Source organism: Pseudomonas sp. GW456-L12 (genome assembly GCF_059424045.1).
Map to the genome: position 1 here is coordinate 82,174 of NZ_JBWKZA010000011.1, position 12,205 is coordinate 94,378.

Annotated in this window: 14 protein-coding genes; 4 read left to right on the forward strand and 10 right to left on the reverse strand. The window is 64.2% G+C overall.

Translation table 11 applies throughout. The features are described 5' to 3' along the window. Nucleotides 1-18 precede the first annotated feature (18 nt). The gene (locus AC07Y9_RS16180) at nucleotides 19-459 is read left to right on the forward strand and encodes a CBS domain-containing protein (RefSeq protein ID WP_102679772.1); all 441 of its coding nucleotides are present in this window, start codon (nucleotides 19-21) and stop codon (nucleotides 457-459) included. 38 nt (nucleotides 460-497) lie between these two features. Here AC07Y9_RS16180 and AC07Y9_RS16185 read toward each other — a convergent pair whose 3' ends face one another. The 5 genes from AC07Y9_RS16185 to AC07Y9_RS16205 all read right to left on the reverse strand — a co-directional run bounded on the left by AC07Y9_RS16185 (nucleotide 498) and on the right by AC07Y9_RS16205 (nucleotide 3,351). Further along, complete coding sequence (locus tag AC07Y9_RS16185) at nucleotides 498-920, reverse strand: NUDIX hydrolase (protein ID WP_102679771.1); 423 nt, start codon at nucleotides 918-920, stop codon at nucleotides 498-500. 103 nt (nucleotides 921-1,023) lie between these two features. Further along, complete coding sequence (locus AC07Y9_RS16190; RefSeq protein WP_102679770.1) at nucleotides 1,024-1,485, reverse strand: DUF6392 family protein; 462 nt, start codon at nucleotides 1,483-1,485, stop codon at nucleotides 1,024-1,026. Beyond that, the gene (locus AC07Y9_RS16195; protein ID WP_102679769.1) at nucleotides 1,486-1,959 is read right to left on the reverse strand and encodes a DUF6392 family protein; all 474 of its coding nucleotides are present in this window, start codon (nucleotides 1,957-1,959) and stop codon (nucleotides 1,486-1,488) included. It lies immediately after the preceding gene. A gap of 1 nt (nucleotide 1,960) precedes the next feature. After that, nucleotides 1,961-2,248 carry a hypothetical protein gene (locus AC07Y9_RS16200; protein WP_256580940.1) on the reverse strand — a complete coding sequence of 96 codons (288 nt, stop codon included), beginning with the start codon at nucleotides 2,246-2,248 and terminating at the stop codon, nucleotides 1,961-1,963. Next, nucleotides 2,245-3,351 (reverse strand): S-type pyocin domain-containing protein, encoded by a 1,107-nt coding sequence (locus AC07Y9_RS16205; protein ID WP_256580939.1) that lies wholly within the window; start codon nucleotides 3,349-3,351, stop codon nucleotides 2,245-2,247. The genes AC07Y9_RS16200 and AC07Y9_RS16205 overlap by 4 nt, the downstream gene beginning before the upstream one ends. A gap of 287 nt (nucleotides 3,352-3,638) precedes the next feature. Between AC07Y9_RS16205 and AC07Y9_RS16210 the strand changes: the two genes are divergently transcribed. Together AC07Y9_RS16210 and AC07Y9_RS16215 are read left to right on the forward strand one after the other, a co-directional pair. Beyond that, a complete protein-coding gene (locus AC07Y9_RS16210) occupies nucleotides 3,639-3,869 on the forward strand; it encodes a hypothetical protein (protein WP_007925461.1) in 231 nt (76 codons plus the stop codon). A 5-nt stretch (nucleotides 3,870-3,874) separates the two neighbouring features. Beyond that, the gene (locus tag AC07Y9_RS16215) at nucleotides 3,875-4,645 is read left to right on the forward strand and encodes a phytanoyl-CoA dioxygenase family protein (protein WP_102679768.1); all 771 of its coding nucleotides are present in this window, start codon (nucleotides 3,875-3,877) and stop codon (nucleotides 4,643-4,645) included. A gap of 12 nt (nucleotides 4,646-4,657) precedes the next feature. Here the strand turns inward: AC07Y9_RS16215 and AC07Y9_RS16220 are convergent, their stop codons facing one another. Continuing rightward, complete coding sequence (locus tag AC07Y9_RS16220) at nucleotides 4,658-5,560, reverse strand: LysR substrate-binding domain-containing protein (RefSeq protein ID WP_102679767.1); 903 nt, start codon at nucleotides 5,558-5,560, stop codon at nucleotides 4,658-4,660. A gap of 160 nt (nucleotides 5,561-5,720) precedes the next feature. Between AC07Y9_RS16220 and ydiJ the strand changes: the two genes are divergently transcribed. Continuing rightward, nucleotides 5,721-8,789: a D-2-hydroxyglutarate dehydrogenase YdiJ gene (gene ydiJ, locus AC07Y9_RS16225; protein WP_102679766.1), complete on the forward strand. Its 3,069-nt coding sequence runs from the start codon at nucleotides 5,721-5,723 to the stop codon at nucleotides 8,787-8,789. Nucleotides 8,790-9,062: 273 nt separating this feature from the next. Here the strand turns inward: ydiJ and AC07Y9_RS16230 are convergent, their stop codons facing one another. The 4 genes from AC07Y9_RS16230 to AC07Y9_RS16245 all read right to left on the reverse strand — a co-directional run bounded on the left by AC07Y9_RS16230 (nucleotide 9,063) and on the right by AC07Y9_RS16245 (nucleotide 12,072). Next, nucleotides 9,063-9,287: a hypothetical protein gene (locus tag AC07Y9_RS16230; RefSeq protein WP_007925467.1), complete on the reverse strand. Its 225-nt coding sequence runs from the start codon at nucleotides 9,285-9,287 to the stop codon at nucleotides 9,063-9,065. Between the two features lie 202 nt (nucleotides 9,288-9,489). Beyond that, nucleotides 9,490-11,025: an FAD-dependent oxidoreductase gene (locus AC07Y9_RS16235; RefSeq protein WP_102679765.1), complete on the reverse strand. Its 1,536-nt coding sequence runs from the start codon at nucleotides 11,023-11,025 to the stop codon at nucleotides 9,490-9,492. A 248-nt stretch (nucleotides 11,026-11,273) separates the two neighbouring features. Beyond that, nucleotides 11,274-11,732 carry a metallophosphoesterase family protein gene (locus AC07Y9_RS16240; protein ID WP_102679764.1) on the reverse strand — a complete coding sequence of 153 codons (459 nt, stop codon included), beginning with the start codon at nucleotides 11,730-11,732 and terminating at the stop codon, nucleotides 11,274-11,276. A gap of 157 nt (nucleotides 11,733-11,889) precedes the next feature. After that, entirely contained in the window at nucleotides 11,890-12,072 is a 183-nt protein-coding gene (locus tag AC07Y9_RS16245) for a hypothetical protein (RefSeq protein ID WP_146021869.1), read from the reverse strand. Nucleotides 12,073-12,205 lie beyond the last annotated feature (133 nt).

The following is a 12,205-nucleotide window of genomic DNA, read 5'->3' on the forward strand; positions in this document are numbered from 1 at the left end:
AAGGTATCGGAGACGCCCATGAAAACCGCTGCTCAGTTGCTGAAGTTGAAGGCCGTGGAACACCGCCAGGTGCACAGCATCGGCCCGGACCAGATGGTGCTCGAAGCACTGCAGATGATGGCGCAGAAAAACGTCGGCGCATTGCCGGTGATGGAAGCCGGGCAGGTGGTCGGCGTCATCAGCGAACGCGACTATGCGCGCAAGGTGGTGCTGCAAGGCCGCTCATCGGTAGGCACCCCGGTCCGCGCCATCATGAGCGCCCCCGTGGTCACCGCCGACAGCCAGCACAGCATCGAACGCTGCATGGCCGTGATGACCGACAGCCACCTGCGCCACCTGCCGGTGCTGGACGGCGAGCAACTGATCGGGCTGCTGTCGATTGGTGATTTGGTGAAGGAAGCGATTGTCGAGCAGGCGGACCTGATTCGGCAGTTGGAGCACTATATTCGCGGGCATTGAGGGGAGGGGGCGGGTGAGTGAGATGGCCGGATTGAGTGTCAATTCTCCATGAGTGCTTTTGCGAGACTAAGTCTTATGAACCCCAAGGCATCTTTGTACATTTGATGCCAGGCTTCAGAGGGCTCACTCATTAATGGATGCCAGAAAAACCTGAACTCATGCCCTCCATCATCCTCAGTATGATGAACCCAGGTATCAGGGAGGTCCTGCGCGACATGGCACTCATGGAATGCCCACATCTGTCCGGTTATAGGCGAGCGCCACGCCCCCAAATCTCGTACCACCTTGCCTTGAATCCCGGCTTCCTCGACCAGCTCTCGGGCAGCGGCCATCTCGGTTGACTCTCCGGGTTCCACGCTACCCTTGACCAGTTGCAGACCTGCCAGCGGATGCTCAAACGCCAAGATTTCTAGCGTTTCACTGCTCCGTAGCACTACCGGACAGGCTTTATCTACTGTCATGCCATCTTCCTCTTGGCTTGTAATTTCGCATCCTGCTCAGCTGAAAAACCTTCCCGGAGGGGATACGGCGTTCATACCAAAGACCAGCATTGTCCCAGCAGAACTAAGCCTGTGATCTTTCGTTCAGCCTGAAGACGATGCCTTCCACTTCCATGTCGACGGTGTACTTGAACAACACGTGGATGCTCTTGGACATGCCTGGTAAACGATAGGTATCCCAGCCGCCCGTCATGCCGGAGATAGGCACTCTATAAGGCGCTCCTGATTCCAGCGGCTCGCCATATTGAGATTTAACCCAGGTCTGATTCATCTTGGTTTTGAGCTGGTAGGGAAGACTCCCTCGGTATATGGGTTCTCCTTCAAAACCCTCAAGAAAGGTAATGAACAGGTTTTCAAAACGTTGAGTGCTGGCCCAAAAACCCAATTCGACCCCTGGCTCCGGCGACACTGTCACCCTGTCGCTGTCATCAAAGATGCCCTTTGGTGGTCCTCCTGGGAGATACATTCCTGAGGCAATCATTTCGGGGTAGGTGCGGCCAAGGCATTTAACCAAGTCATCGATCATTTAAGCGTGTGATCTTTCGTTCAGCTCGAACACTATCGTTTCAACTTCCATTCTGGCGCTGTATTTAAAAACCACCTGTGTTCCTTTGGGAATGCTCGGAAAGCGATAAATGTCCCACCCTCCCGTCATGCCCCGTATGGGCATTTTGAAAGGTGCTTTTGACTCCAGTGGCTCTCCAAAGCGAGACCTTATCCACCCCTGATTCATTTGACTTTTAAGTTGGTAGGGTAGGCTTCCCTTGTAGAGGGACTTCCCTTGGAAGCTTTCCAGCAAGCTGATGAACAGCATTTCAAAGCGCTGACTCTTAGCCCAAAAACCTAATTCGATTCCAGGCTCAGGTGACATTGCCAAGGTGTCACTGTCCTCGAAAATACCTTTAGGCGGTCCACCTGGAAGATACATTCCGGAGGCAATCATTTCGGGATAGGTACGGCCGAGACTTTTAACCAAGTCATCAATTGTTGCTGCGTTCATATCAGTACCAACCCTGTTCTTGGTGGAGATTATGCAGGTGGGTGCGTGCCGTTTCGATCTGTTCTTCGGTAAAGCCTTCGTCCAGCAGATAAGGTTTCATAGCGTCGAGATTAGTATCTACGGCTGCACGCAGGTCAGAGGCATCCTCGACCTGCCGGGCCTTGGTGTTTCTACCGCCATACGTCGCACTGTATTTTTGGTGAACTTTTCGCGGGATCGCGATGCTCGGGGCTTTGCGTAAATTGTCTTGAATATCTTCACCTTGTATATGTGGATCGTTTGCTTTCAAAAAGCTTCCAACGCCTTCTGCGACGGTATGTGATCAATATCCAACCCATCCTTGGCGCTTCTACTGGAAAGGTCATTCGCCGGGCCGACTTCCAGCGGGTTGACCAGGGGCTTGGCGAAGACCAGGTACAGCGAGCGGAGGCCGCTGCCGATCGGGAAGGTGATGATGCAGTCTTCGACCTTGAGTTCATCGATTGGCGCGCCCTGGAGTTGGCTGTCGCCGCCTTCGGCGATGGGGTGGACCATGAGGTTGGCCAGTTCGTCGGTCACCCCCGGGTAGGGGGTCGGGGCGGTGACCACTGGGCCGTTGTGCGGTGTCCAGGTGATGGTGAGCGTGCCGAGGTGGGCCTGCATGGCGTTTTTGTCGGCGTTCCAGTGGGCCTTGATCACCGGGACGCTGTCCTGGCCCGACTGGGCGCTGGTGTGGATGCCATGGATTTGCAGCGGGCCCTGGCTGTCGCGGCGGAACTGGAAGCGCACCCGGGTGGTGGCGGCGCGCAGCTCGCGCAGTTGTTCTTCGCTGTAGAAGGAATCGTCGCCAAGCCGGGTCGGGGTCATGGCCAGGAGCAGCACCTGTCCCGCCGGGCCTCCGAGGGTCCTGGCCGCGGTGCCGGCCATCTGCACTGACCAGGCGAAGCTCCTGAGGAGCCGTTCGCCGGCGACCCTGCCGAGCCCGGCCTCGGTGGCCGAGGAGGCCATCAGCATGGTCTTGCCGAAATTGCCCGCGGGCTCGCTGGCGCTGCCGGCCTGGGTGGTGCCCCAGGGGACGCTGCTGATGGACTTGGCGAAGACCAGGTCGGTGCGAGGAACGGGATCGGGCCACGGGTCTGGCCGAAGGTAGACCGGCTGCGGTTCGGGCGCGGGGCAGAGCAGGCTGCCGCTGGCTGTGGCGGCGGAACTGTCGGTGACCAGCACCCAGTCGCCGTTTCTGACGGCGGCCAGAATCTCCCGGTCGCTGTGGATGCTGTAGTGCTCGCGCAACAGCTCGTCCAACCCTTCAAGGCTTGACCTGTTGCGTTGCAGGGCCATGCGCACCCGGGTTTCGGCGAAATACGGATCGTGCGCATTCCATGCCTGCCGGTCGGAGGCTTTCAACAAGCGCATGTCAGTAAGCGCAAATCAGTAGATGCATGAGCGGCCCCGGCTTCTGGATAGGCCACGAATGCTAGGGGGCCATCCTGGCGCGGCGCTTTAGGCCCTTTCTGAAACGCTCGAAAGAAAACTCGCTTGTGGGCCGGCGATAAAACCGGCGATCCGTTTCTGGCGCTAAACGCTGCCGTTCGTCACGGCGCACGGAGCGGGATTCAACTTTTGCCCACAATGATTTTCACAGCCGTTGTAAGGGCCGCACCAGGCCCGGAGGGGCTGCTATCCGCCGGAGGTTGAGCCAGATGAACGACGACTCCCTGGACGAAACGCTCGAGGAACGCCGTCAGCGCCGGGTGGCGCGGGCGCTGAGCCTGAACCCCGACGAAGTGGCGCGCTGGGTGGTGGCCATGGAAGAGGACGGCAGTGGCATGGGCTATGTCATCGAGTTTTCCGCCGCCACGCCGGTCGGGGTGCTGGCCAGGGTGCCGGGGCTGGGCAGCGACCGGCTGATCAATATCGGCCCCATCGACTAGCCGCCATGACCCACGTCCAGCCCCCGCCAGCACTGACCGCCGAGCGTCTGCGGGCCTTGCACAGTGAGGGTTTTGTGCTGCTGCCCGGAGTGCTCGACGGGTTGCAGATCCAGCTGCTGCGCCGCGCTATCGACGGCCTCAAGCCCCTGCATTGGGACTACAGCGGCTTGCTCGAACACTACAAATGCGTGTTCAACCGCGACCCGCTGTGGCTGGCGTTTCTCGACCTGCCGGGGGTGATCGAGCTGGCCGAAGCGGCGCTGGGTGACGATTGCCATGTCATCGGCCAGACCGCCTGGCGCTGTCATCCGGGGTTCCAGGGGATAGGGTTGCACCTGGATTACCTGGCGCTGCAGCTGCCCCGCAGCCTGCTCCGCGATCCGGCCTTCGTGCTGCCGATGCAGATCTGTACCTGCCACCTGTACCTGGACGATATCGACCAGGACCTGTGCCCGACCCGCGTGGTGCCGGGCAGTCATCGAGCCGGGCGGCCGCCACGGGCCGGCGAGGAACATTGGCATGGCCAAACTGCCCAGGCCGTGCTGTGCCAGGCCGGCGACGCGCTGATGTTTCGCAGCGAGCTGTGGCATGCCGGCAGCGAGAACAGCAGCGCCGAACGCATCCGCTACCTGCTGCAGGTGCACTATGGCCGGCGCATGGTGGCGCAGAAGTTTTCGCCGTACCTGCACTGGCGTTTCAATCCCGAGGTGCTGGCCGCGGCCTCGGCGCGCCAGCGGCGGTTGCTGGGCGAGCATGAGGAGGCCGAGTACGACTGAGCGAAGGGACTGTCAGCTGTCGGGAAAGGGGATCGACAGCAGCCAGCGGCTGAACGCCTGCAACGACGGCAGGTGCTGATAGCGGCTGGGGTAGGCCAGGTAATAGCCGCGGCCGCTGTCCACCGGCTCGAACAGCGCCACCAGCTCGCCGCTGTGGATCTCGTCCTGCACCAGGATGCGCGGCACCAGGCCGATGCCGATGCCGGCGACCACCGCCTGGATCAGATGCGCGGTCAACTCGAACCCCGGGCCCATGCGCATCGCCCGCGGATGCAAGCCGTTCTGCTCGAACCATTCGGGCCAGGCATCGGGACGCGACACCACATTCAACAGCAACTGCCCGGCCACGTCGCCGACGGACATCGAAGCGTGCTCGGGCAAGGCCTTGGGGCTGGCCACCACCGTGAGCTTTTCCGAGAGCAGCCGATGGGCTTCGTAGCCGGGCCAGTGGCCGGTGCCGGCGCAGATGATGGCGTGCATGTCGGCGGTGTCCTTCGACAGGTCGCTGGTGACGATCCGCGAATGGATATGCACCAGGGTGCCCGGGTGGCTGGTGTAAAAGTCATGCATGCGCGGCAGCAGCCATTTCGAGCCGAAGGTCGGCAACACCGCCAGGTGCAACGGGCCGCCGCCGGCCTTGTGGGCGATGGTCTGCAAGGTGGCGTTGCGGATCCGCGCCAGGGCCGCGGCCAGTTCGTGGTGATACAGGGCGCCGGCGGCGGTCAGCTCGATATGCCGGCCGTCACGGCTGAACAGCGGCACTTCCAGCAGCGACTCCAGGGCCTGGACCTGGCGGCTGACGGCGCTCTGGGTCAGCGCCAGTTCTTCGGCGGCCTTGGTGAAGCTGCCATGCCGCGCCGCGGCCTCGAAGGCCACCAGCACCGACATCGACGGAGTGAGACGTCTCGGGTTCATTCATAAAACTCATGGAAAAAGCACATGAAATACATTTGCCCAAGGTGCAAGGCTTTAGGAAAATAGGCTTTTTCGGCTGGCCGCCGCCCCTCGGGCTGCGTGCAAGCATACGTGTTTTGCATGCACCGCTGCGCCTTTTCTCTGCCTGGAAACCATTTTGATGATTGCTCTGCTTGCCCCCGAACGCGACCCGCTGGCCCACTACCAAAGCTTCCTCGACGCCCTGGCCGCCGACGGTTTTCGTGGCGAGATCGCCCGTGACCTGGGCCTGCGCACGGTGCTGGCCACCGATAACTCGATCTACCAGCGGCTGCCGCAGGCCGCGGTTTTCCCCCGGGATGTCGCGGACGTGGAACGCCTGGCGCGGCTGGCGGCGAGCCCGGAACATCGCGCGGTGGTGCTCACTCCCCGTGGCGGCGGCACCGGCACCAACGGCCAGTCGCTGACCGACGGCATCGTGGTCGACCTGTCGCGGCACATGAACCAGATCCTCGAGATCAACGTCGAGGAACGCTGGGTGCGGGTGCAGAGCGGGGTGGTCAAGGACCAGCTCAACGCCGCCCTCAAGCCCCACGGCCTGTTCTTCGCCCCGGAGCTGTCGACCTCCAACCGCGCCACCGTCGGCGGCATGATCAACACCGACGCCAGCGGGCAGGGCAGCTGCACCTATGGCAAGACCCGCGATCACGTACTGGCGCTGAGCACCGTGCTGCTGGGCGGCACCCGCCTGGACAGCGCGCCGATCGACAACCGCCAGTTGACCGACGAGGCGGCGCGGACCGATCGCATCGGCGAGGTCTACCGCTGCGCCCAGGACATCGCCGACCACCAGGCCGAGCTGATCGAGGCGATCTTTCCCAAGCTCAATCGCTGCCTGACCGGTTATGACCTGGCGCACCTGCGCGAGAGTCCGGAGCAATTCAACCTCAACAGCGTGCTCTGCGGTTCCGAGGGCTCCCTGGGCTTTATCGTCGAGGCGCGGCTGAATGTGCTGCCGATTCCCCGGCACTCGATCCTGGTCAACGTGCGCTACGCCGGCTTCATGGATGCGCTGCGCGATGCCAAGGCGCTGATGGCGCTGAAGCCGCTGTCGATCGAGACGGTGGACTCCAAGGTGCTGATGCTGGCCATGCAGGACATCGTCTGGCACGGCGTGGCGCGGTATTTCCCCGAGCAGGCGGACGCCCCGACCCTGGGCATCAACCTGATCGAGTTCAGCGGCGACGACCAGGAAGAGCTGGAGCAGCGGGTCGACGCCTTTGTCCGCCACCTGCAGCAGGACAGCTCGGTGCTGCGCCTGGGCCACACCCTGGCCATCGGCGCCCAGGCGGTGAACCAGGTGTACGCCATGCGCAAGCGCGCGGTGGGCCTGCTGGGTAACGTCCAGGGCGAGGCGCGGCCGCAGCCCTTTGTCGAAGACACCGCGGTGCCGCCGGAGAACCTGGCGGACTACATCCTCGAGTTCCGTGCGCTGCTCGATGGCTACGGCCTGCAATACGGCATGTTCGGCCATGTCGATGCCGGCGTGCTGCACGTGCGGCCGATCCTCGACATGAAGGACCCCAAGCAGGCGGCGTTGATCCGGCCGATCTCCGATGCGGTGGCGGCGTTGACCCACAAGCACGGCGGTCTGTTGTGGGGCGAGCACGGCAAGGGCCTGCGCTCGCAGTACGTGCCGGACTATTTCGGTGAACTCTATCCGTCGCTGCAGGCCCTGAAGGCCGCGTTCGACCCGTTCAACCAGCTCAACCCCGGCAAGATCGCCACCCCGGCCTCGGTGCCGGAAGCGCGCCTGACCCAGGTCGATGAAGTGGTGCTGCGCGGCGAACTCGACTGCACCATCGACGAGCGCGTCTGGCAGAGCTATGACAGCGCCCTGCATTGCAACGGCAACGGCGCCTGTTACAACTTTGACCCGGACGACGCCATGTGCCCGTCGTGGAAGGCCACCCGCAACCGCATTCATTCGCCCAAGGGCCGCGCCTCGCTGATCCGCGAGTGGCTGCGCCTGCAGGGCGAGCAGGGGGTGGACGTGCTGAACGGCGGTGGCGCGCGGCTTTCCAACCTGGCCCGGCGCGTCTACAACAGCGCGGCGCGGCTGGGCGGGCGCGAGGACTTCTCCCATGAGGTGTACGACGCCATGGCCGGTTGCCTGGCGTGCAAGTCCTGCGCGGGGCAGTGCCCGGTCAAGGTCAATGTGCCGGAGTTCCGCTCGCGCTTCCTCGAGCTGTACCACGGCCGTTACCTGCGCCCGCTGAAGGACTACCTGATCGGCTCCCTGGAGTTCAGCGTTCCCTATCTGGCGCGCCTGCCACGGCTGTACAACGCGCTGATCGGCGCGGCGCCGGTGAGCCGGGCGCTCCAGCACCTGGCGGGGATGGTCGACAGCCCGTTGCTCAGCACCCTGGATTTCCAGGCGGTGTGCCGCCGGCGCAACGTGCGCATGGCCAACGCCGCGCAACTGGCGGCGCTGTCTGCCGAACAGCGCGAACGCAGCGTGATTCTGGTGCAGGACGCCTTTACCCGGTTCTTCGAGACGCCGCTGGCGGCCGAGTGGCTGGAGCTGATCGAGCGCCTGGGCTTCCAGATCTACCTCGCGCCGTTCGCGCCAAACGGCAAGCCCTTGCAGGTCCAGGGCTTCCTCGGCGCCTTTGCCCGGGCCGCGCGCTACAACGCGCAGTCGCTGCTGCAACTGCAAGCCAGCGGCGTGCCCATGGTCGGCCTCGATCCGGCGATGACCCTGGTCTACCGCCAGGAATACCGCAAGACCCTGGGGGCGGCTCAGGCGCCCGAGGTGCTGCTGCCGCAGGAATGGCTGGCCCGGGTGTTGCCTGCAGCACCTAGTGAGGCATTGGCCGAAGCGAACCCGACCGCCGAGGCCGAGCCCTATCAGTTCCTTGCGCACTGCACCGAGAAGACCAACGAGCCGGGCAGCATCGGCCTGTGGCAACAGGTGTTCGCGCGGATGGGCCTGAAGCTGCAAGTGCTGGCCAGCGGTTGCTGCGGCATGTCCGGTACCTACGGCCACGAAGCCCGCAACCTGGCGACTTCGCAGGTGATCTACCAGCAGTCCTGGCAGCCGCTGGTGGCCCGTCACGGCCAGGGCGGCCGGCTGCTGGCCGACGGTTATTCCTGCCGCAGCCAGGTCAAGCGCCAGGAGGGGCAGGGCCTGCAGCATCCACTCCAGGCTCTGCTGGAACAACTGCGCAAACGCCCGCTAGCGACCTGACGACAGGGGGCGATGTAGCCGCTGCCGAGCCCGCGAGGCTGCGTACGGCAACGCAGTTGCCGCAAAGCCTGAGTCCGTGGTCTGCCTGGAAAAACGCGGTGTCCGGTCCAGCGCCCGCTGCGCGGTCGTGCGCAGCCTGCGGCAGCGGCTACACAGGCAACGCGGTTCCTGTAGCCGCTGCCGAGCCTGCGAGGCTGCGCTCGGTTTGGGCGGCATTCCGACGCAGCGACCGCAAACCCAGCATCCCGGATCTTCCCGCCGGCGCGGGGGGCTTCAGTCGGTGCCGTCCATCAACTGCTTGATGCGCAGCCAGTCGTTGCGCGCTTCCAGGTACTTTTCGTTGGCCCGCTGCTTGGCGCTGCTGAACAGGGCCAGGCGGTCGTCGTCGACATGGTCGGTGTTAAGCAGCTCATAGGCCTGGACATCCAGGCGGTCGGCTTCGGCAAACAGCCGGGCGTTGTTCGCCAGCTCCCGGTTGATTCGTTCTGTCCTGCTCATGGATGCATCGTCCTCCTTAATCCTGCATAGGGCCGGCCACGGCAAGACACCTGAGCCCATGGGTATTCACCTTGCACCGGGTGCCTCGGCCGCTGGCCGAGCTATCGAGACCTTGCCTGAATTTGGAGAATCGCCTTTTACCCGGGGTTCCATGGCGCTGCCGAGTGGTTGTCGGCAGCGCGTGGATGGGCGCGGGTCAAGGTTATTCCGGCGTGCCATGGATCAGCTCCAGGGCCTCGCTGCGCGACAGCGGCCGTTGCATGCGCTGCGACAACAGGGCCATGGCCCGCGGGTACTCGCAGGCGACCACCGACTCCACCTGTTCGTTGAAGCACAGCAGGGCGATAAAGCGGTACTGCTCCGGCTCGCCCTCGAAGACGATCTGGTTCCACCGGCGGGCATGGCCGAGCACCTCGAAGGTCTGGTCGTAGAAATAGGTCCAGAAGAAGGGCACCACGCTGAAACTCAGCTGTTCGCCGAGCATATTGCAGGCGGCGAGCTGGCCTTGCTGCTGGGCCACGCGCCAGTGTTCGATGCGCTGCGAGCGGCCGTCGCAGGGGTAACTCACGAGGTCGCCGGCTGCCCACAGGCCATCGGCCACGGCCAGGCCGGCATCGGCCTTGAGCGAACCGTCCTCGGCCCGGTCGAGGCCTTCGACGAAGGCCGTGGCAGGGCTGACGCCGATGCCGAACAGCACCAGGTCGACGGCGATGCGCTGGTCGTTGTCGAGGACCACCTGTTGCACCTGGCCCTCGCCGACCAGGGCCCGGGCTTCGCAACCGGCGTGGTAGATCACCCCGTGTCGTTCGTGCAGGGCTCGTATGGCGCTGCCGATGCGTTCGCCCAACTGGTGTTGCAGCGGTACCGGATGGCGACCGATCAGGTGCACCATCAGCCCGCGTTTGCGCAGGGCCGAGGCGGCTTCCAGGCCGATAAAGCTGTCGCCGACGATCGCCACGCGTTTACCGGGGAGGGCCTGTTCCAGCAGGCGCGCGGCATCCTCCCGCGAGCGCAGCATGAACACCCCCGGCAGGTCGGCGCCTTCGATGGCCGGCAGGCGCGGCTCGGCGCCGGTGGCCAGGAGCGCAGCGTCGTAGTCCAGGCGCTGGCCGTTGGCCAACAGGATCTGCCGCCGTCCCGGGTCGAGGCGCAGGACCTCGGTCTGCAGCACCTGTAGATCGGCCTTGCGATAAAACTCCGGCTCGAGCAGGGGCGGAACCTCCGCCGGCGGCATTTCGCCGGCCAGCACGTATTTGCTCAAGGCGGTGCGGTCATAGGCGGGTCGCGCTTGCTTGTCGATCCAGGTCAGGTTCCGGGTGTAACCCTTGGCCCGCAGGGTCGCTACCGCGGCTGCCCCGGCGGCCCCGGCGCCGATCACCAGCAGCCGGCGCGAGTCGGCCTGCCGTGGAGGGGCGGGTTCGGCCATGGGCTGGTCGGCAACCCAGACCCGGTTGTCATGGCGGATGTCGACTTTGTAGCGCTTGAGGCTCGCCAGCGGAGGCGGCTCGCAGACCAGCCCGCTGTCACAGGCAAAGGCGCCCTTGTGCCAGGGGCAGATCAGTCGCCCCTGATACACCGCGCCCTGTTCCAGTGGCGCCCCGGCGTGGGGGCAATCGGCCTGGTAGGCCCGGACCTGATCGCCGGTGCGAACCAGCAGCACGGCTTCGGCGCCGACCTGGACCCGGGTGCCGCGGTCTTCGGGCAACTGGTCGAGGCGGGCCACGACATAAAAGGTCATCGCTTTTCTCCTGCGCATTGCGCGCCCTCGGCCATCCTTGCGCGCCACCTTCTCGGGGGCGCGGGGCCGGGTACGGAATCTTCTGCTCGAGGGCGCAACGCGGCCCGGCCAAGTGGCTTCGCGCGGCTTTCGTCATGAACGCCGCCAATCGCTGGATTAAGTGTGGACCCTGCAAAGCCCGGCCGATGGGCGCGCTCCGATAGCCGGTCATGCCCGGGCCCGGGCCAAGCCGCTAGACAGCCAGACCGCTAGACCGTCAGTTCGATCAACCGGCCTTCGATCTGGCCGGCCTCGATGGTCAGGCAGGCCAGGCTGACCGGCAACTTGAAGCGCCTTGGCCCGGCGCTGCCCGGGTTGATGTAGAGCACATCGTCCTGCCAGAACTGCAGCGGCCGGTGGGAGTGGCCGGTGACCACCACCCGCACGCCCGGCGGCAGAGGTTTCGGCACCTCGGCCAGGACATGGCAGAGCAGCAGGTCGACGCCATCGAGCTGCACGGTGACGTGATGGGGCAGTGCCCGGGCCCAGTCATGGGGCTGATCGACATTGCCGAATACCGCAGTCACCGGCGCCAGGTGTCCGAGGGTGGCGAGCATCTGCGGGTCGCCGATATCACCGGCATGCAGGATATGCGCGCAGCCCTGCAGCGCCGCCAGCGCGCCGGGACGGAGCAAACCGTGGGTGTCGGAGATCAGGCCTATTTTCATGCGTCGCTTTTCATCGAAGGCTGGCTAACGTGGTTTCACCGTGGTGCAAGCATAGCCGGTCGCGCTCGACGACAACCGGCGCGGGCAGGCCGGTGGCATGGGCGGTCCGGGCAAAAAAAGCCGGAGTGCGTCAGGGACGACACTCCGGCGTTGTGGATCAGGCTTTGCGGGTACCGCCGCCGGAGCCTTGGGTGCCGCCTTTCTTGCCTGCGTCAGGGGCTTTTTGCCGATCGACGGGGATGTTGCCCCCCGAGCCCTGGCCGCCGGATTTCTTGCCGGCCGGGGAGGGCTTTTGAGTGTCCTTGTTGCCCATGAGTGGGTTTTTTCCGCTGGTAGCCATTTTTTCAATCCTCGATAGTGAGCGATTTGACACCTCGCAAGATTGGGAAACACAACCGCAAACGAAAGTTTGAAAAAGTTTCTTGCGGGACGACGAGTGGCGGGGGATCGATTGCCCGCGGGCAGTTGTCCAA

Coding starts and splice junctions, on each gene's coding strand:
- AC07Y9_RS16180 (WP_102679772.1), top strand. CDS start 19: ATGAAAACCGCTGCTCAGTTGCTGAAGTTGAAGGCCGTGGAACACCGC.
- AC07Y9_RS16185 (WP_102679771.1), bottom strand. CDS start 920: ATGACAGTAGATAAAGCCTGTCCGGTAGTGCTACGGAGCAGTGAAACG.
- AC07Y9_RS16190 (WP_102679770.1), bottom strand. CDS start 1,485: ATGATCGATGACTTGGTTAAATGCCTTGGCCGCACCTACCCCGAAATG.
- AC07Y9_RS16195 (WP_102679769.1), bottom strand. CDS start 1,959: ATGAACGCAGCAACAATTGATGACTTGGTTAAAAGTCTCGGCCGTACC.
- AC07Y9_RS16205 (WP_256580939.1), bottom strand. CDS start 3,351: ATGCGCTTGTTGAAAGCCTCCGACCGGCAGGCATGGAATGCGCACGAT.
- AC07Y9_RS16210 (WP_007925461.1), top strand. CDS start 3,639: ATGAACGACGACTCCCTGGACGAAACGCTCGAGGAACGCCGTCAGCGC.
- AC07Y9_RS16215 (WP_102679768.1), top strand. CDS start 3,875: ATGACCCACGTCCAGCCCCCGCCAGCACTGACCGCCGAGCGTCTGCGG.
- AC07Y9_RS16220 (WP_102679767.1), bottom strand. CDS start 5,560: ATGAACCCGAGACGTCTCACTCCGTCGATGTCGGTGCTGGTGGCCTTC.
- ydiJ (WP_102679766.1), top strand. CDS start 5,721: ATGATTGCTCTGCTTGCCCCCGAACGCGACCCGCTGGCCCACTACCAA.
- AC07Y9_RS16230 (WP_007925467.1), bottom strand. CDS start 9,287: ATGAGCAGGACAGAACGAATCAACCGGGAGCTGGCGAACAACGCCCGG.
- AC07Y9_RS16235 (WP_102679765.1), bottom strand. CDS start 11,025: ATGACCTTTTATGTCGTGGCCCGCCTCGACCAGTTGCCCGAAGACCGC.
- AC07Y9_RS16240 (WP_102679764.1), bottom strand. CDS start 11,732: ATGAAAATAGGCCTGATCTCCGACACCCACGGTTTGCTCCGTCCCGGC.
- AC07Y9_RS16245 (WP_146021869.1), bottom strand. CDS start 12,072: ATGGCTACCAGCGGAAAAAACCCACTCATGGGCAACAAGGACACTCAA.